Here is a 19,066-nt window from a genome sequence, read left to right as displayed (position 1 = left end):
AGAAATACGCGAAACGGGGTTGTTCTATCTTTAAATTTAATTACGCAACAAAGCCCTGCTGTTATTCATAAAACAGAGATCAGAAATCGGACGAGATTCGACTTGGTCAAAGGCATAACCTGAAACCCGAGAGAATTGTTGATTCACTTGTATGACCCTCAATTGACTATCGAGGACAATAAAACCTGCGACACCATCAATGATCGCTTCCGACAAGTTATTCTTGCTTTGAGCCATTTCATGTCGATAAAGGCGTGCGGTAATAAGAGTGCTAAGTAAAAACAACGCACACACCGAAAAAAACATGGCTGGCGTAGAAGCAATACTCAGCAACCACAAGCTAAATGCCATATTGAGGACAAGTGCAGACACCACGTATAGCGGCATTTTTCGGTCATAACTTAACTTGTTCATAGTTTGCTCTGGTGATGGGCGAATGACTATGATGGCTAAGTTTTAATTAAGATATTTACCATTTTACGACACATACAAATTCAAATTACATATCGAACAATAAGTGCATAGGGTTACACTAACTATTAAGCGGAAGAGATTGAAAAGATTCGAGACCGCCACTTTGAATGCCAACCAGTGCCGGGTTACCTAGGCCTACTAACCGAATATCTCCGTCAAAATAACGAATAAACAAACGGTTAGTGGCCAAGCTCGTGTTTACTGACTTGGTAGATTACTGAACGGCTAGCTCCCCTCTGCGTACCCAGAATGCTCGAACATGGTCATAAATCAGATTAAACACAAACGCGTAAATGGTAATAAAAATGGTCACGCCGATATCCATTAAAAATGCCTGCCAAATCCCCACATCAAGTAAGTAAGCCATAACTGGGATCGTCGCCACCAGCAAGCCTGCCTCAAATAGCACGACATGAAAAACACGTAACTTGAGCGAACGCTTTGATTTTTCACCCGTGAAGTAGCGATCAAAAATGCGGTTGAAACAGTAGTTCCAAATCATCGCGATGGTCGCAACAACTATCATGGTTCCTGATAAGGCATTCACATCATGATCAGTAAATATCGCTAAGCCTATAATTGATAGTGTTACGGCCAATACTTCAAATAACACAGAGTGAAACACTCTTTCTAACGTACTCATACATTCCTCTAAATAATCTATTACGTGTTGGATTGGTCGAGATTATGTCACCTGAAATAATAAGAGAAAGTTAACAGCCATCACGATTAGTGATAGCCTGAGCATTATCATCCCATTTGGTATTGAGCGAGAGGTAACATGTACAGTTTTGAGCAACTAAAAGTCTTCGTCACCGTGTGTGAAAGTGGCTCTTTCTCTGCCGCCGCTCGCAAACTGAAACGCGCTCAGTCTGGAGTCAGCCAATCGATAGCGAATCTCGAAATAGCCATCGACCAAGAGCTGTTTAACCGAGAGAAAAACATCCCCGTTTTGACCAACACAGGTAAAGCGTTATTGCCTGTGGCTAAGTCGATTCTCGACCAACAAAAGTACTTCGACCAAAAAGTAGAATCGCTCACACAAGAAGATGAGCACGAACTGATCATTGCGGTTGATGAAAGCATCATAGATAAGAATTTCATTAAGATAATCAGCTCACTGGCCGATCAGTTCCCAATCACGCACTTCGATATTATTACGACCTCAACCTTCGATGTGGAAGACCTGGTGAGACGTGGCAAAGCGCAGATTGGCATCATCTATGCGGATGGTGAACTTAAAGTGGATATGGACTTCTTCTTACTGGGCCAAGCCCGCTTTCTTACGGTTAGCTCCGCCACCCACGAACTCAGCCAAATGTCGGTAGTACAAGACTCAGATCTAAAGCGTTACCGCCAATGTGTGCATCGCAGTTCAAAGCAGCGCGAACTGTGGTTCACCTACGGTATTAGCTCGATGCTTTGGTATACCAACAACCACAAAACGATCATCGATCTCGTTGAACAGAACGTTGGCTGGGCAAATGTGCCTGAAATGATGGTGATGGAAGGCATTCAAAAAGGCGTACTTGTGGCGTTACCTGTCTCACACGAGCATGGTGGTTGGATTACTCCAGTGGGTTGCTTAGTGTCTCGCAGCCATATCAATGGCCCAGTGTTAACAAGTTTACTTGAAAAACTAAAAGGCCACTCATTAGAGAACAATCAATGGCAAGCTAACTAATCTCCCCCAATTCTTGAGTTCAGCCTATTTCAGCAACTGAATCCTAAGTCAATGACGGTGGTGTTTTCTCCAGCACTACCTCATTTCAGCTTTTCGTGCCGATAAATATCTTTGTCGTGTGGATAAAACACCTTAGTTGATGTCCAAAAGTGACCTAACTACACTGCGATCCCAAAGGGTTTGTCTTATCAAACTGATATCGACAAACCCAAATCGCTCTTTAACACCACTGACCCAACTTCAAATCTCCCAGATAAACGCTCTGTCTTACAGTCGCTTATGCCGGTTTCAAATAGATCACTTTTGAATATTGATTCGCACCCAGTTTATGAGCGCTCTTCGAGTGCTTTTTTATATCTAAATGAACCTTTTGGAAAATTTGTCGTGAACGTTTTAAGAAATATTTGCCCTGAGAAAATGGGTAAAGAGCGTAACAAACGAGAGTATGATTTACGCGTACTTAATTGTGTCAGTGAAAGCGAATATGAATCGCGTATGGCGGTTTGGAATAGCCTAACTTTGGCTGCTACTCCGTCTGTTTCAGAAACAAAAGGCTTCATCGATGAGGCTTTCAACAAACTTCAGCAAGACTTGAAAGAAGCCAGCCGTGAGTTATCGATTAACTACACAGACTTCATCGCAATGGCGCATGAAGAGCTCAACTATATTAAGGTGTTTGTTGCTGATAAGACCGCACAATACGGCTGGTATGCCGCGATCGTTATTATGATCATCGGTACTGTTGCTTTATGCGCTCAGTAAACCAAACTGTGTATTAAATAAATTGTCTTAAAAGCTCAAGCGATAGGCCAATTTAGCCTTTCTATTAGCCTGTTCTTTAACTAGAAAACAAATGGTTAACCTCATTTGTTTTCTAGTCTATAATCCCTTCACTCTCCCATCAGAGACAACAGATCCCGCGTCGCTTGTTTTGGATCTTCAGCGTGACATATCGCAGATACCAATGCTAACCCATGAATACCGCTCTCAACTAACTGCGGGATGTTCGATTCGTTAATTCCACCAATACCCACAATCGGCAACTTCGTTGTTTCCAAAGCCATTTCAATGCCTTCATAGCCCCAATGCTTCTTTAGATTCGTCTTGGTCGGTGTGGCAAAAAGCGCACTGAGGCCAATGTAATCGATCGGCAAGCTATCGGAATCTTGTAGCTGCTGCTCAGTTTCAATCGATAGCCCAAGAATCTTATCCGGACCAATCAACTGACGTGCTAACTCTGCAGGCATATCCGATTGCCCTAAGTGCAAACCATCGGCGTCGACAGCCAATGCAACGTCCACTCGGTCATTGATGATCAGCGGAACACCTGAGCCAACCAAAATCGACTTTACGGCTTGTGCTCGTTCAATGAAGGCTCTTACATCCCCATGTTTCTCTCTTACTTGAACCATAGTGACGCCACCCGCGACCGCTTGTTCAACCACAAACTTAAGCGTTTCTAAATCTTGTTGGTCATCCGTTACTAAATAGAGCTTATAAGGGTTCATTTCGTACCTTTGGAGTCGATGTCTAAAATTGGCGTTGTACTATTTTACCGACAAATCGCATCATGTGCATGGAAGTTAATACTAAATTAGCTCAATTACACACGAACCATCAAATACGCAACTCGTTGAAAGCATGCCGAAAAACCTGAACTTTTTAACTAAAGCGTTACTTATTACACAAAGTATTCACTTCAAGCATGCCCAGAACGCTGTTTTATGAAATACTCCGCTGTGAAGGAATCAGGTAAATATAGGGATAGTTATGCGCCACCTTTCTATAGCGCTCAAGATCAAGCTGGGTTATGCCATCTGCTTGCTCTTTTTCGTCATTTCAGGCTTTGTGAGTTACAAAGGTATCCAAACCTTGTCGAACGGCTTTAGCCAATACAGTGAGCTCAGCCAAAAAGCGACATTATCTAGCAACATTCAAGTGCACTTTCTTCAGATGCGTTTAGCTTCTGAACGTTACTTAGAGTCATTGGATGATCAATACGAAGCGAATTATCAATCGAGCAAACTTGCGATTGATGAACTGCTGAACAACTTAATCCAAACCACCACCAATACTGATAGCTTGTCGAGCCTGCAATTAGTGCAAGACAGCGTTGCGGCGTTTGATGTGGCTTATGGATCAATGAAACAGAGCCAACTGCTCATTGACCAGTTAGTGAACGTGGAGATGGTCCAACGAGAAACCAACGCACTGAAAGCTGCTCAAAGTTTGTTGTATGAGTCTTACAATAACAATGATCCAAACGCGAGCTTATACGCGGGCATGTTGATGGAGAATTTCCTCGCAGCCAAGATCACTGTACTCAGTTATTCAAACAACAATGACCTCAAAACCTATGAAGCGGGTAAAGATATCTTTGAATACGCGCTACCAGGTATTGAAGGCGATATTGAATCTCTCAAATCATCGCCTTATCAAAGTGAGCTGATTGAAGACTTCTCAAACCAACGTGAAGCGTATGCAAAAGGCTTTGAGCAAGTTCATCAACAGATGCTTGAGAACACTCAAAGAACCGCTAGCCTTGCCTCTATTGGTGACAGCTTAGCGATTGCGGTCGCGGATGCTCAAAGTATTCTCGAGCAACAGAAACAAGCGCTCACGCCGGTACTGCAAGCCAGTGAAAAACGCTCAGTTCAAATCATCTTCTTGCTAACGGGTGTCGCTTTAGTTATTGGCATGACGAGCGCCGTTTTGGTGACTCGCTCTATCACCAAAGGCATCGCACAAGTTAAACAGATCACCAATGAGCTTTCTCAGGGCAACCTGAATGTGGAAGTGAACATTGAGAGCAAAAATGAGATTGGTGAACTGCTGACTAATATGGAGATCACCATTGAATCTCTGCGCGATATTGTTGGCCAAGTGAACCGCTCTAGCGTGCGTATTGGTGAGATGTCGGAGTCACTCAATCAAGTGACAAACAACAGCTCGACCAACGCAACACAATTGAACAGTGAAATGATCAATATCTCTTCTGCCGTTGATCAATTGGCTTCCAGCACTTCAGAAATTGCTGCAAGTGCTAACCACGCGTCTCAAGTTGCTAACCAAGCAACCGAGAATGTGGCAATGGGACTCAAAGAAGTAGACAAAACACTGCATGAAATTGGCAGCGCCGATGAAAGCATGCAGGTCAGCAGCCAAAAAGTGACTGACCTACACAAAGAGTCGATGAACATTGGTGCCATTCTTGAAGTAATTAAAGGCGTTTCTGAACAAACCAACCTACTGGCATTGAACGCTGCCATTGAAGCCGCACGTGCGGGTGAGCAAGGCCGTGGGTTTGCCGTGGTAGCCGATGAAGTGAGAACGCTCGCTAAGCGCACTCAAGATTCTGCGAGTCAGATTGACGAACTCATCACCTCGTTACAACGTGGCGCTAAAGATGCGTTAGAGTCGATCAAAGAGAGCCACAGTACGGTTTCAGATGCTTCGACTCAGGCACAACAAGCCTCTCAGAACCTGCATGTGATTAACCAACACATCCAAGATTTGAATCAGGCCAACAGCCAGATCGCAGTATCTGTCGATGAGCAAGATTGTCTGACCAAATCATTGGGTGAGAATGCACAAGGTGCAAACACCATCGCACAAAGTAACCAAGAGTCAGTCAGCAGCATTTCTGGTGCCGCGAGTGACTTAACCGAGGTTGCTCATCATCTAGAGAGCCAAGTAAATCGATTTAGAACCTAACGAAGCCAATTTCTCATATAACGGGATAGCTAACGCGACGAGATAGTTAATACGGTTTTGAAGCAATAATAGAAAAGCCCTCAACACATATGTGTTGAGGGCTTTTTAATAAGCTACGAATGCAGATCTAGATTGAATCTACTGAATCTTCAAACGTTGAATCAGTGTCTCTTCATCTAGCTGATACAGCTCATCGAGTAAGTTCATCTGCAAGCTACCTGGGCCGCGTGAGTTCTCAGCCGCGATTTCGCCAACCACACCCAACACAGCTGCAGCAGCCAAACCACTGTCATCACCGACTGCAGCGAAAGCTCCCGTCAGCGCTGTTAGCGTACAACCCATGCCCGTCACATACGGCATCATTGGGTGGCCATTGTTTAACGTCACAACGCTGTCTTGAGTGACAACGTAATCCGTCTCACCAGAAATCACCACATTCGCACCGTATTCAGCGACTAAGCATTGCGCTGCGCCTAGTGCGGCATCACTGCTATCTAGCGCATCAACGCCTTTGCTCTGCGCTTGCTCGCCCGCTAACGCGATAATCTCAGACGCGTTACCACGAATGATCAACTTATCGGCTAAGCGTGCAATTTCACGAGAAGTCTCGGTACGCAACGTACTTGCCCCACAACCCACAGGGTCAAGAACCACAACCTTGTTGTTCGCGTTCGCTTGCTCAACAGCAAAACACATTCTTGGCGTCCAAACACTGTCGAGCGTGCCGATGTTAATCACCAAAGCACCAGAGAAAGACATCATCTCTGCCAGCTCTTGCTGTGAGTGCGCCATAATAGGCGAAGCGCCAATCGCCAATAACGCATTGGCCGTATTGTTCATCACGACGTAGTTGGTGATGTTCACAACCAACGGTTTTTGCTCTCTTACTGCGCGCAGCGATTGGATGATTTGTTCAGTTAGCATGGATTAATCCTTATTCGTAAAAGTCGCTTTAAGCCGCTGTTGAGTCATTAAGTGCATTCAGACCTTGCTGCCAAAAAGCCACTTCCATACGTGTTGCGGTTTTGAAGATATGAACGATGTTCTGACCGCGCTCGCTGTTGATATCAATTTCAGCAAGCAGTTGATTGAAGTATTCCGCGCCCGTCGCCACGCCAGACTGGAATTCTTCACCGCCGTAAAGCTGCAGCCAGCTTGCGTATGGGTTGCCTTCTAATACAGTATCGCTGCTTTCTAACAGCGCTTTACCAATCACAGCGTAACCAATTGAACACGGAGCCAGTGCCGCATATAAGTCAACAAGATCACCCGTCATGCCTGCATCCAGAACGTAGCGCGTGTAAGCCACCGTACCGAAATCTTCCGGTTCGTTTTCTAGGTCAGATTCGGTTAACCCCCACTGACCACAGTAAGTCACATGGTGAGAGATTTCAGAATCTAGCAACGCATGAACACTTGGCAGTGCACGACGCATATCAGCCAAGGTTTTAGCCTTGTAAATTGCCAATGCATAAGCGCGGGCATACTGCTTTAAAAACAGAAAATCTTGCTTCAAGTAATGCAGAAAACACGGCTGAGCGAGTGTGCCGTTTGCCAGCGTTTTAACAAAATCATGCTCGGTGTAGTCTTGCCAATCTTGTTGACAGGCTTGGATTAAGTCTTGGTATTTCATGAGATTCCTTAGTCAAAAGTCGGTACGTAATCAGCGGCTTTTGGTAGTGATTTGATAATGCCTTTGTCGAACATGAACTGTGCGTAATCGTCGTAACGCTTCATATCTACAGCAGAAGGGCGAAGTGCAAAGCGAGTCAATGTGTCGTTCCATGCGCGTTGGTTAAGCTCGTTATTCAACGTATCTGGTGAATACGCCACAAACTCACTCCATGACTCTTGTGGGTGGTTCACAATGTAAGTCGTTGCTTGTTCCAATGCTTTGTTGAACGCTTTGATCGCTTCATCATCGTGTTTCTTTGCGTTCGCAACAAAGATAAGCTCGTCGTAAGCGGGTACGCCGTGCTCTTCTGGGAAGAATGCTTTCGCTTTAAAACCTTCAAGTGCTAACTGGTTGGTCTCGAAGTTACGTAAGCCACCCCAGATTGCGTCTACCTTGCCCGATGCCAATGAAGATGAAAGTGCCCAACCGACATTGATGGTTTGCACATCTGTAAATGCAACATTTTCTTGCGCTAACATAGTGCCGATAGTCGCTTCTTCGTTACCCGCAATCGCAATACCGATCTTCTTGCCTTTCAGATCCGCTAGCGAATCGTTCTTGCCGTTATCCAGTACCATTAGTGTGTTCAGTGGCGTCGCGATAAGGGTTGATGCACGAACTAAAGGAAGACCCGCTGCCACATCCATGGTTAAACTTGGTTGGTAAGTTACCGCTAAATCGACCTTACCTGCTGCGACAAGTTTCGCTGGCGTGCTTGGGTCTGCTGGTTCTTGGATTTCAACCTCTAAGCCTTGGTCAGCGAAGTAGCCACGCTCTTGAGCAATCACGATTGGACCGTGGTTCGGGTTCACAAACCAATCCAACATCAATGTCAGTTTCTTTTGTTCAGAGTCCGCTAGAGCATGACCTGAAACCAATGAAGCAAGCAGTGCCACTGCACCTACCAATTTGGTATTTTTCATAGTTAACCTTTCCTTTTGAATATTATTATTGTGTTTATAGAGCTAATTTTTAACGAAGTTTTGTTGAGATAAATAGCGTGAGCGAAGCTTTATTAAACAAAGTGTTATTGAGCTAACCATCATTGGTTCTCCCAAGGGATAGCTTTTTTGAGTAATTTATCTGTAACGAAGTAGAGCGAGATAGAGAGCACCGCCAAGATAAACAAGGCAGCAAACATCTCATCAATGATCATTCGTGCATTGGCCTGTAGCATTAGATAACCCAGCCCTTCACTCGAACCAACCCACTCCCCGACGACCGCGCCAATTGGGGCAATAACCACCGCCACACGAATGCCAGACGCTAATGTTGGCAGCGCAGCAGGCAGTTGGATATAACGCAGCAGTTGCCATTTCGATGCACCCATCGTTTTGGCAAGATCGAGATAGCCTGTCGGTGTATTGCGCAGACCGTCGTAACAACAAGTGGTTACTGGGAAGAAGATAATGATCGCCGCCATCACCACTTTTGAGGCGATGCCATAACCAAGCCACAGCATCAATACTGGCGCGATCGCAAATACAGGGATAGCTTGGCTGGCAATTAAGATAGGCAATAACCAACGTTTTAACGGATCAAACATCAACATCTGCAGAGCGAAAAATAGCCCCATAGACAATCCGAGTAACAAGCCAAGTAGGACCTCTTGCGCAGTCACCCATGTGTGTTTGAGTAACACATCGTAACGTTCAATCAGCTTTAAAAAGACTTCTGCAGGCGCTGGCAAAATGAAGCTCGGCATCTCGAAGACAACCACAACTAACTGCCATAAACCGAGAATCACAGCACTGCTGATAAGCAAACGAACAACAGGATTCATCTGACGATGGCGTGTAGTGGCAGCCTGTCCGTTAGTTGAATGAGCTACAGCTCCACTTCGCGTTAGATCATTCATAATCACGCTCCAACTGATCTAAGATCGCTTGTTGCAACTCGGCACACTCACCATCGAGCACTCGTGGTGTTGATGTGAGAGGCACAGATAAAGACTGAGCATTCGCAGGTGTGCCTTGCAACACATACAAATTGTCCGCCAAACGCACCGCTTCTTGTGGATCATGGGTGATCAACACAACGGTTTTATCTCTCAACAGCTCACACGCTAAGCTCTGTAGTTTGTGTCTCGTTACCGCATCCAGCGCAGAGAACGGCTCATCCATCAGCACCACTGGCTTGTCTTGCATTAAAGTTCGAGCCAAAGCGACACGTTGACGCATACCACCAGACAACTGATCCGGCATCGCATTCGCATAATCAGCCAAACCAACCGCAGCGAGCAACTCGAGTGCTTGATTGGTTTGCAGTGCTTTGTCAGAAGCTGAATTTTGAAAACGATGACTCAGACATACATTGTCGATAACCGACAGCCACGGCAGTAACAAATCCTGCTGCGCCATGTAAGCGATGCGATCCGTTAAAGGCAATTCATCAGAGGTTGTCAATGTTCCCTGCCACTCCACCTTGTCGTCCAACAAGCCTGCCAGATAACGCAATACCGTGGTTTTCCCGCAGCCACTTCGACCTAGCAATACCGTCCACTTACCTGCGTTTAAGCTAAGCGACAAACCCGATAAGGTTGCGTGCTCACTGTCGTTATAACGTAAAGAGGCATTGCTGAGCTGAACACCCACCGTATTAACGGACATTCCCGTGCCCAGCGAAGAAGTGATTTACGGGCCCATGACCTTGGCCGACTTGCAACTCATCAGCATGAGCAATCGCGCGCGAAATGTATTGTTTGCCTAGCTCAACAGCCTCTGACAGCGTGTTGCCTTGCGCTAAGAAAGAAGCAATAGCAGATGAAAGCGTACAACCCGTACCGTGGGTGTTTTTGGTAGGAAAACGCTTCGCACTAATCAAAGCAGACGTGGTTGGCAGAATCAGTAAGTCGTTACTGTTCTCATCCTTCTCTAAATGACCGCCTTTGAGAAGAACGGCTTTAGCACCTAGTGCACGCAGGTCTTCAATCATATCCTGCATTTCGGCTTCGCTTTCAGGCACAGCTTTGCCCGTTAGTGCTGCGCCTTCCGGCAAGTTAGGAGTAATGATGTCTGCCAGCGGAATCAGCTCTTGTTTTAACGTCGTAATTGCCGAGTTTTCTAACAGCAGATCACCACTTGTCGCGACCATCACAGGGTCAATCACTAAGTGTTTAGGTTGGTATTGTTTGATTTTGTCCGCGACGACTTTGATGATTTGCGAATCAGCCAACATGCCGACTTTTACCGCCACGATATTCAAATCGGTAAACACTGCATCTAACTGACTAGCGACATGCTCTAGTGGGATTGGAAATATAGCGGACACGCCTTGGGTGTTCTGAGATGTAATCGCGGTAATTACCGAACAAGCGAAGCTACCCGTTGCAGACATGGCTTTAATATCAGCTTGAATGCCCGCGCCACCACCACTGTCAGAACCCGCAATGGTCAAAACAATCGGAGTATTGATCGAAGAAGATTGGTTTTCTGGTGTTTGAGTGCTGTTAGGTGATACTTGAGAATTGGAATGCTGTGTCATGGTCGCTCCTACTGTCTAAAAGACGTAAGAGAACCGAACTTTGGCCGCAAAGAGAGTGTGGAGGTGAAAGCAATGAGAGATCATTGTTGAACCACGTAGGCAAAGTAATCATAGTTCCCTACGCCAGTGTTAACTGAATCAGGTTCAACGGGTCTCGAATAACGATCTCAGCAAACACCAACTAAGGTATATGCCCCCCGACTATTGATAACGATAGTAACAGCACTCTCGCAACTGAGATACTCATTTTATTCAATTATAAGAATCACGCATGAATTTAATTCAATTAATCCCGTTTTAACAAATACTTATAATGGCTTTTTAGTTGGCTGAGATTGGATGAATAAACACATCACTATCAAGAACATACCTAGCCATCCAACCAATGGAATAAGCTCACCCACAATACACACGGCCAACACGGCGGCAACGACTGGCTCAAGTAAGGTAATCAAGTTGGCGCTACTCGCTGTGACATGGCGTAGCCCAAAACTGAAAGCGATATAGCCTAAACATTGAGGAAGTAACACCAAGTAACTCACCACCAATATATTGGTATTCGATGCGAACAAGTTATCCCCCGTAAACCAAAGCGTTGGCAGTAGCAACATCGCTCCTAGCCCAAATATGCTGCCCATCGCTGCTTGCGACTTAATGCCTTCGTCTATCAGAGCTTTTGTCGCCCATGAATAAATGGCGTAACACAACCCAGCAATCAACCCTAATCCAATGCCCAAAAGCTTCAGATCGTCACCAGAATCATTCGCTGATGATGATTCTGAAAATACCAGTAGCCCAATACCAACCACGCCAATGGCAAAGCTCGTTAACCAACGTTTGTTGATATTATTCTTTTTGCTAATAAGACACTCTAAAAGTGCAGAAAAGAAAGGAGCAGTAGCTATCGACACCACTGTGCCCATTGCGACACCCGATAACTTCATCGAAGAGTAAAAAGCCAGAGGATAGATCGCCAAAGCCAGCGCACTCGCCGCTAACAACTTTTTGTTGAGCAAAAGCTTATCAAGTGAAGATAAGATCTTTCGATACGCCAAGACTGCTTGCATTAATCCGCCGACGCCCATTGAAAAAGCACCAATCGCTAATGGGCTGAGATCAGGCGCAAAGCTTGCGGCGGTGCCTGTCGTGCCCCATAAAACAGAAGCAAACACGATGGCTAAAGTGCCCGTTTGGAATTCGTTAACGCGATTGATGGCAAGATTCATTTCTATTACCTAGTCTATTTTCATTTCTGAAATAGATAATAGTGAACATATACTAAGTTGAGTTTGCCAAAAGGACGCTATTCTTGTTTTGGAAGACTCTCTTTCATCGAGCCCAAAAACGCCCTTGGAGACATGCCAAAGTGCTGAGAGAAGCGTCGACTGAATGCAGACAAGTCACTATAACCCACATTTTCTGCGACCAATTGAACAGGTAAATCGGTATGGCTAAGCAAGGCTTGAGCTTTCTCCATACGATAGCGAGTGATGTACTTAAGCGCACTGATTCCAATGCACTCTTTAAAGCGCTTCTTAAATTGAGTGGGGCTCAAGCAAGCCGTTTCTGCAAGCTGAGAAATAGAGAGAGGCTGGGCGTAATTATCCGCAATGAGCCTTTGGACCGCTCGAATACGAGGGTCGATGCTCTTGCTGACTTCTTGTTGCTCTAACAGCAGTGAAAATACATCCAAGATGGATAACTCAATGCCACTGTCGACTTGATATTCCAACTGCTTTTCAACGAACAGCAAGAAGCTCATTAAAGGTGGCGTTATCGTGAAAACCGAGAGCTCATGCTCTAACAAGTGCTGCGGTAACTCCACCATATCCGCGACAATAAAGCGTGCCGCTTCATCCGCCTTAAACGCATGCGCTGTGGTTACCGGAATCACCACGCATTCGCCCACGGCCACCTTGCCGACATATCCCACCATTTCAATACTAATACTCCCTTGAATAGGCAGCACGAGTTGATGGTAGCCATCATGGGCATGAGTATTAAATTGCTTGGTGTAAGATCGAATGCTTAGGCTAGATTTCATGAGCAACGCCGGAATTCAGTTTATTGAAACATGAGTGTTAAAAAGAAATTACATGATTTAAGCGAGGGAGTCACATCGGACTAGTATTTTTGTCGTATCTCTTTCTAGCCTTTCTAAGTCGGATCAAAAAAGCCGTTTAAGTATTGATACTCAAACGGCTTTTTACTCAAGTCTAATTCGCAATCTCAAGAACAGTTAACCGAATCGGCTATCACTTCCTAACAAAATCGCTCATTCAGACTCTATTATTTTTGAAGTTGCTCTTTAGCGGCTTCAACCTTAGAAAAATCTAGGCCAAGCTCTTCAACTGCTTCTTTGATTAGCGCAGGGTTTTGCATTACCTGGCCCATCAGCATTTGAAGTTTATCTTGTGGTAAGCCAAGTTGGCTGATCGTCGCCATTGCTGCAAGAGGGTTCTCGGTCAACGTCTTGAATAGCTCGCTGATCTGCTCGTCGCTAATATTGTTCTCTTTCAACATTGCTAAAATCGGGTTCATTTTTTTGCCTTTGAAACACTAAATTAAGTAGGAGCACAGCATACCATCTAGCTGTGCTCGATTGTACTAGCAACTTATACTTTGCCTACTGTGAAGTAACCCTAAGCCTAGCGAGACTCTAATGGGTAAGAGCGGTAGCTCCACATACCATAGGTTCTAAGCGCATCTCGGTAGATACCTAGTAGCTCACCATCACTCGCCTTCTTAAGATCTGCGAGTGGCTTGTCTGGGTAAGAAACCGTATCAAAAGTAATGCCCTGAGGGCCGGTTTGCCAGCTAGCGATTTCAAACAGAGTTTGACCACGACGAACATGGCTTGCCGAGCTAATAATGGTCGCGTGCTTAATATCATGGCGAGCAAGTGCGTAGCTACTGAATAAGGCATTGCCTACCGTGCTGGTCGCGTAATTCTCTTCGATGATGCGATCTTTGCTTACCCCTTTCTCGATAAGCCAATCCGCCATTAACTTACCTTCAGTCTTATGATTCTTTGGCACTCCGCCCGTCAACACGATCATCGCATCAGGGTTAGCTTTCGACATTGCTAATGTGGTTTCAAGACGTTCAATCAAGATTTCATGCATAGAGCCATCAGGGTTAAGCGCGTAGCCCAAAGTGACGATGGCACCGTGATCGCTCAACAGTCCCTTATCTGCAGACTCTTTAAGAGGTGTTTCTAACACGCGGTCAACCGTTGCAAAAATACGTTTGATGTCTTCAGCCTTGCCTTTATTCAGGCTTTCCAGTTTATCCATGTGCTTGTTGGATTCACTTTCATTGCCTTCAAATCTTTGCCAAACCGCAAGATACGCATGCAAGTCGACATCGTCTGGTGCAACCGTCAGCGCTTGTTCAAACAGCTCAATAGCTCGCTCTGCATTCTTGTTGTAGATCTGAGCGTTCGCTGCCGAGATAAGCAAGTCAGTACGGTAAGGTTCTAGTTGGTAAGCTTCTAACAATCGGTTAGTCACAATTTCCATGTTGCTTGGCATTTTAGCCGTAAAGCCCGCGTGAGAAATTCTTGCCGGAGACTTAAACGCCTGCAACGCATCAAGAAGTAATTGGTCGACAACTTGTCGCTTAGTCACCAACTGCGCGTAATCCGCAGAAGCCTGTACTGCGCCGTCGTTAGCAGCAAAAGAATAAGGTGTTGCGCCAAAAGCCAGCATGCCACCAAGAGCGAGGGCGATAATGTTCTTTTTCATGAAAAGATCCTGTGTCGTTAAGTGTTCACATCAGATTTGCTCACCAATGTAAGTCCCTAAGATTAAAAAACCGTGAAGCACACCTTAATCTCTAACGTTTATATTCATTTGTTGCATAAGGTGTGGCAGCAGATCACGATTTTGAACTTACCAATAAGCCTGTGCATCCAGATAATTCTGGTTTGAACCAGTGCTCAACGTTTTTGTTGGAATATCTGACTGCGGATTTCATACGCCCTATCCCGCCAAAAACCACCCATCACAAATCCGAACTCCGCATAAAGCAACGAATCAAAAAAACCACTTTAAGCTCATTTTTTCAACAACTTAAAATCCAACACACTGAATCGCGCGATTTTACCCCTCGCTCAAATAACGAGGTCTTCAACACATAGAGTTGGAATGCGAGTCAGAAGATCTTCAAATAATTCAAAATCAACCATTGAACGATCGTTCAAGTGGTGCTTTAATAAATGACCAATACAAGGAGTTACCCCATGCTTAAGTTCTATTTTCACCAAACACCAAACCCAATGAAGATCGCTCTGTTTTTGGAAGAGACAGGCCTAGATTTTGAACTTGTTCCTGTCGATACCTTAAAGGGTGAGCAGCATTCACCGGAATATCGTTTAATCAATCCAAATGGCAAAACGCCTGCGATTGAAGATGAAGGACAACGTGTATTCGACTCTAACGCTATCCTTCTGTATCTCTCAGAGAAAACAGGCAAGCTTGGCGGTCAGCCAGAAGACAGAGCTGAACTACTCTCTTGGATGATGTTTATCGCGAGTGGCCTTGGTCCATATTCAGGCCAATCGGTACACTTCCGCCATGCTGCACCAGCAGGCTTAGACTACGCTGTGAACCGATACCTACGTGAAGCACAACGTCACTACGAAGTGTTAGAGAAGCATATGGAAGGTCGTGAATTTATCGTAGGAAATGAGTACACCATTGTCGATGTCGCTGCATGGGGTTGGATTGACAAAGCACCGGTCGTGCTTGGTGAAGAAGGCCTAGAACCTTACCCGAACTTGAAGCGTTGGTTTAACGCAATCAACACTCGCCCTGCTGCACTGCGTGCTCGCGAAATCGGCAAAGGCATTGAGTTTAAAACCGAACGTGATGAAGAAGCAAAACGAGCACTGTTTCCTTCGAATTTCCCAATCAACGAATAATTCAGCATGAAGTAAACGATGTGGAGCGAAAGCTCATTACTGGGCGAGCTATTTAAAAATCAATAGTATTGTTTCTATTAACTGATACCACACTAGTTAAAATATCAATACTATTGATATAGCTATTGTAAGAACCCTTACCGACATCCGATGGTGTCTCTGTCGGTCGTGCCGGGGAAAAGTCCTGAATCAGTTACTCTAGATCGCAGCGAATTTGTAAAGCATATGTTAGGCATGAATTAAACTTCGACTACAAAGCATAAACTTATTTTCAAGATACCAAATGAAAAAACAATCATGTGACAATCAACTAAAGAGACGATAAATGAGTTTTACAAAGACTAATAGCATTTGAAAGTAATATTAATTTTTGAATGCTAATTCAAATAATTAGGCGTTCTGATAGTTTTGCTTTTTTCGTTAATATTCTAGGCAACAAAATGAGATCAGGCTGCCTTAGTGCTTTACTTGTTACAATATCTGGTACGTGCTATCTGTCTATAAGTTTTTCAGGACTTGAGAATCAGTTTGGTATGGTATGGGCAGGAGCTGCGTTAATCGTCTTAATCGTGTTTAATTTGACGCTGCCACTCTCTTTAGGCGCTTACTTTTATACTACAAGTATATTAGGTTGGCACTGGTTTGAGGCATCATTATTCACGTTAGTACTAATAACCATCATAGTTCCTGCGATCATTAAATCTGTTAGTCACATTCTAAATCCAGCGTCTTCTGAAAATTAGACAGATTATTAGCGCGCAGGTTTAATGACATTGATTTTATCAATTTCACGTAAAAAAAGAGCCGCTTTAGCGGCTCTTGATTTTCAAACTATTCGAATCAGTTCAGATTACTCTTTACCGAATACGTTGTTCTCTTGCTCTTGTACACGGATGAAAGTCGTACGCTTAGTTAGCTCTTTAAGCTTTGCTGCACCTACGTATGTACAAGTTGAACGTACACCACCAAGGATGTCAGAAATTGTGTTGTGAACAGAGCCACGGAACGGAAGTAAAACAGTTTTACCTTCAGCAGCACGGTACTTAGCAACACCACCTGAGTGCTTGTCCATAGCCGACTGTGACGACATTCCATAGAACTTCATGAATTGCTTACCGTCTTGCTCTACAACTTCGCCGCCTGACTCAGAGTGACCTGCTAGCATGCCGCCTAGCATTACGAAGTCAGCACCGCCGCCGAACGCTTTAGATACGTCACCCGCACATGAACAGCCACCGTCACCGATGATCATGCCGCCAAGGCCGTGTGCTGCGTCGCCACACTCGATGATTGCAGAAAGTTGAGGGTAACCTACGCCTGTTTTAACACGTGTAGTACAAACAGAACCAGGGCCGATACCAACCTTAACGATGTCTGCGCCAGCTAGGATTAGCTCTTCAACCATGTCACCCGTTACAACGTTACCAGCAGAGATAACTTTAGTCGGGAATTCAGCACGTACTTTTTGTACATACTCAACTAGGTGCTCTGAGTAGCCGTTAGCGATATCAATACAGATAAATACGAATTCGTCGCTAAGCGCCATGATTTGCTTAGTTTTCTCAAACTCAGCTTCAGAAGTACCTGTCGAAACAAATACGTTGTTCAGCGTTTTCTTGTCTGCTGTTTTTGCGAACTCAGCCCACTGCTCTACTGTGTAGTGCTTGTGTACTGCAGTCATAACACCGTGCTCTGCTAGAGCAGCTGCCATTTCAAAGCTTGCTACCGAATCCATGTTCGCTGCAATTACTGGAGTACCAGACCATTGACGACCGCTATGCTTGAATGTAAAATCGCGGGTTAATTCAACTTGAGAACGGCTTTTAAGGGTAGAACGCTTCGGACGGAAGAGTACATCTTTGAAACCTAACTTAAGTTCTTGTTCGATACGCATGATAATTTGTCCTGTAATCATATTACGTGTCGTGCGTTTTCGGTAAGCGTTGGCAGACGCTTTACTGAGTTTCGGACACAAAAAAACCGGAGCGTTGGCAGACGCTCCGGTTTTCAGAATTATAGGCTGTGATTTACTAACAGCAAGTCTGATATTTCATTTTTTTTTGTGCTATCCTCTCAAAGATTCCATATCTGGTAAAAGCTTCCCACCCGTCATTTCCTACTAAATTCATAGTAATTAATAACTTAACAACATATTCACGCAAACGCTGTCGGTTTATTGCGCAAACGTTTCCCTCGCAAATTCGGCGAAAAAATCTTCGATAAGGCAAATTTGTGAAAAAAGTGCCCTTTAATCACATAAAAATCACACTTTTCTTGAATCAAAAAATGCGTTTTTTCTTAAATAATTTCATTTTTTTCTGACTTTTTCGCTTCGAGTGCCGATCTCAGCCCTCTTTCATTAGCCCTGAAATTTATAAAGTACAAAGGCAAGATCGATTAGCACGTTCGAAACTTGGATGAGCGGGGTAAAGTCCACAAAATATGGCAGGTTAGATGCGCTTATTTATGAGAACCCAGCGGATACAAGCCGCTGTTGATAGAGCCTAACAACAACTCGACTAAAGTTAACGAACACGGAACGCCTTTCTTTAGTTCGAACTCATTACTACAGGATCAGATACAAAAATGGCCAAGGGGATTAACCTTGGCCATTTTTATTTGGTTTTCAGAGTGCTCTTATAAGGCGATTCAATTTTCACCTTAAGGTACGTCAAGCCTTTTTCTGAGACATCAGAGCTTCAGCAGTCGCATCTTGAATCGACAAGAACAAGGATATCACTTGCCCAGTTGGAGAACGCATCGGGTTAAGCGTGACGTTCTGATACATAAAGTCGGCTTGCTGAGTTACTGGCCTCACGTTGCGGCACTTAAACAGATAAGGCCTTTGTTGCCACGTTATGAAGCTACGGCAGCCTAGGTCATAAACCGGTTTTGTTTTAAGCCTAAACCACTCTTCAGGAATTTCAGGGAATAACTCAAAGATCGACTTACCGATCGCATCATGCGATTGCTTACCGCTATGGTGCGTCATGAAGCCATTCCAAACTTGTACCTGAAAGTCACGGTTAATGACCACCAGCCCCATATCGACGTTTTGAACCATGTCTACCATCCAGTGGAACTGTTCAAATTCAGCAGGAAGATTCAGCAT

At 44.7% G+C, this 19,066-nt stretch carries 17 protein-coding genes, 2 pseudogenes and 1 riboswitch; of the genes and pseudogenes, 4 read left to right on the top strand and 15 right to left on the bottom strand.

What is annotated here, in order from left to right:
- Positions 1–57: 57 nt before the first annotated feature.
- Together ACED41_RS11495 and ACED41_RS11490 are read right to left on the bottom strand one after the other, a co-directional pair.
- Positions 58–414 (bottom strand): annotated as a pseudogene (locus ACED41_RS11495) (PAS domain S-box protein); the annotation flags it as partial.
- Between the two features lie 274 nt (positions 415–688).
- On the bottom strand, positions 689–1,117 hold the full coding sequence (locus ACED41_RS11490; RefSeq protein WP_371724990.1) for a PACE efflux transporter: 429 nt from the start codon (positions 1,115–1,117) through the stop codon (positions 689–691).
- Between the two features lie 138 nt (positions 1,118–1,255).
- On the opposite strand from ACED41_RS11490, the gene ACED41_RS11485 reads away from it, so the two are divergent.
- Both ACED41_RS11485 and ACED41_RS11480 read left to right on the top strand, forming a co-directional pair.
- On the top strand, positions 1,256–2,158 hold the full coding sequence (locus tag ACED41_RS11485; protein WP_371724989.1) for a LysR family transcriptional regulator: 903 nt from the start codon (positions 1,256–1,258) through the stop codon (positions 2,156–2,158).
- Between the two features lie 417 nt (positions 2,159–2,575).
- Positions 2,576–2,920: a thiamine-phosphate diphosphorylase gene (locus ACED41_RS11480; RefSeq protein ID WP_108166466.1), complete on the top strand. Its 345-nt coding sequence runs from the start codon at positions 2,576–2,578 to the stop codon at positions 2,918–2,920.
- A 128-nt stretch (positions 2,921–3,048) separates the two neighbouring features.
- Here ACED41_RS11480 and thiE read toward each other — a convergent pair whose 3' ends face one another.
- Positions 3,049–3,666, bottom strand: coding sequence for a thiamine phosphate synthase (thiE, locus tag ACED41_RS11475; RefSeq protein WP_371724988.1), 618 nt, complete (start codon positions 3,664–3,666; stop codon positions 3,049–3,051).
- A 262-nt stretch (positions 3,667–3,928) separates the two neighbouring features.
- Between thiE and ACED41_RS11470 the strand changes: the two genes are divergently transcribed.
- A complete protein-coding gene (locus ACED41_RS11470) occupies positions 3,929–5,872 on the top strand; it encodes a methyl-accepting chemotaxis protein (RefSeq protein ID WP_371724987.1) in 1,944 nt (647 codons plus the stop codon).
- A 138-nt stretch (positions 5,873–6,010) separates the two neighbouring features.
- Here ACED41_RS11470 and thiM read toward each other — a convergent pair whose 3' ends face one another.
- From thiM to ACED41_RS11420, 10 genes and pseudogenes are all read right to left on the bottom strand, one after another.
- Positions 6,011–6,796 (bottom strand): hydroxyethylthiazole kinase, encoded by a 786-nt coding sequence (thiM, locus tag ACED41_RS11465; protein WP_371724986.1) that lies wholly within the window; start codon positions 6,794–6,796, stop codon positions 6,011–6,013.
- Positions 6,797–6,824: 28 nt separating this feature from the next.
- Positions 6,825–7,505: a thiaminase II gene (tenA, locus tag ACED41_RS11460; RefSeq protein WP_017109110.1), complete on the bottom strand. Its 681-nt coding sequence runs from the start codon at positions 7,503–7,505 to the stop codon at positions 6,825–6,827.
- A gap of 8 nt (positions 7,506–7,513) precedes the next feature.
- Positions 7,514–8,470: an ABC transporter substrate-binding protein gene (locus tag ACED41_RS11455; protein ID WP_065104608.1), complete on the bottom strand. Its 957-nt coding sequence runs from the start codon at positions 8,468–8,470 to the stop codon at positions 7,514–7,516.
- Between the two features lie 119 nt (positions 8,471–8,589).
- Positions 8,590–9,324: pseudogene (locus ACED41_RS11450) on the bottom strand (ABC transporter permease); the annotation flags it as partial.
- Between the two features lie 73 nt (positions 9,325–9,397).
- Entirely contained in the window at positions 9,398–10,156 is a 759-nt protein-coding gene (locus ACED41_RS11445; protein WP_371724985.1) for an ABC transporter ATP-binding protein, read from the bottom strand.
- Positions 10,146–11,030, bottom strand: a complete 885-nt coding sequence (gene thiD / locus ACED41_RS11440) for a bifunctional hydroxymethylpyrimidine kinase/phosphomethylpyrimidine kinase (RefSeq protein ID WP_017064402.1) — start codon at positions 11,028–11,030, stop codon at positions 10,146–10,148. Before thiD ends, ACED41_RS11445 begins: the two co-directional genes overlap by 11 nt.
- A gap of 98 nt (positions 11,031–11,128) precedes the next feature.
- Positions 11,129–11,240, bottom strand: a riboswitch (TPP riboswitch).
- Positions 11,241–11,338: 98 nt separating this feature from the next.
- Positions 11,339–12,256, bottom strand: coding sequence for a DMT family transporter (locus ACED41_RS11435; protein WP_017061917.1), 918 nt, complete (start codon positions 12,254–12,256; stop codon positions 11,339–11,341).
- Positions 12,257–12,333: 77 nt separating this feature from the next.
- Complete coding sequence (locus tag ACED41_RS11430; RefSeq protein WP_371724984.1) at positions 12,334–13,074, bottom strand: helix-turn-helix domain-containing protein; 741 nt, start codon at positions 13,072–13,074, stop codon at positions 12,334–12,336.
- 245 nt (positions 13,075–13,319) lie between these two features.
- On the bottom strand, positions 13,320–13,571 hold the full coding sequence (locus tag ACED41_RS11425; RefSeq protein ID WP_004731647.1) for a DUF2999 family protein: 252 nt from the start codon (positions 13,569–13,571) through the stop codon (positions 13,320–13,322).
- A gap of 107 nt (positions 13,572–13,678) precedes the next feature.
- Positions 13,679–14,776 carry an ElyC/SanA/YdcF family protein gene (locus tag ACED41_RS11420; protein ID WP_371724983.1) on the bottom strand — a complete coding sequence of 366 codons (1,098 nt, stop codon included), beginning with the start codon at positions 14,774–14,776 and terminating at the stop codon, positions 13,679–13,681.
- Positions 14,777–15,273: 497 nt separating this feature from the next.
- On the opposite strand from ACED41_RS11420, the gene ACED41_RS11415 reads away from it, so the two are divergent.
- Complete coding sequence (locus ACED41_RS11415) at positions 15,274–15,954, top strand: glutathione S-transferase family protein (protein WP_017061920.1); 681 nt, start codon at positions 15,274–15,276, stop codon at positions 15,952–15,954.
- An 850-nt stretch (positions 15,955–16,804) separates the two neighbouring features.
- Here the strand turns inward: ACED41_RS11415 and ACED41_RS11410 are convergent.
- Together ACED41_RS11410 and ACED41_RS11405 are read right to left on the bottom strand one after the other, a co-directional pair.
- Complete coding sequence (locus ACED41_RS11410; RefSeq protein ID WP_017062429.1) at positions 16,805–17,848, bottom strand: GMP reductase; 1,044 nt, start codon at positions 17,846–17,848, stop codon at positions 16,805–16,807.
- A 777-nt stretch (positions 17,849–18,625) separates the two neighbouring features.
- The gene (locus tag ACED41_RS11405; RefSeq protein WP_371724982.1) at positions 18,626–19,066 is read right to left on the bottom strand and encodes a PAS domain-containing protein; all 441 of its coding nucleotides are present in this window, start codon (positions 19,064–19,066) and stop codon (positions 18,626–18,628) included.

Source organism: Vibrio sp. 1F255, from assembly GCF_041439145.1.
GTDB classification, from domain to species: domain Bacteria; phylum Pseudomonadota; class Gammaproteobacteria; order Enterobacterales; family Vibrionaceae; genus Vibrio; species Vibrio crassostreae_C.
The sequence above is the reverse complement of the archived record's forward strand: the minus strand, read 5'-3'. Positions and strand labels throughout refer to the sequence as shown.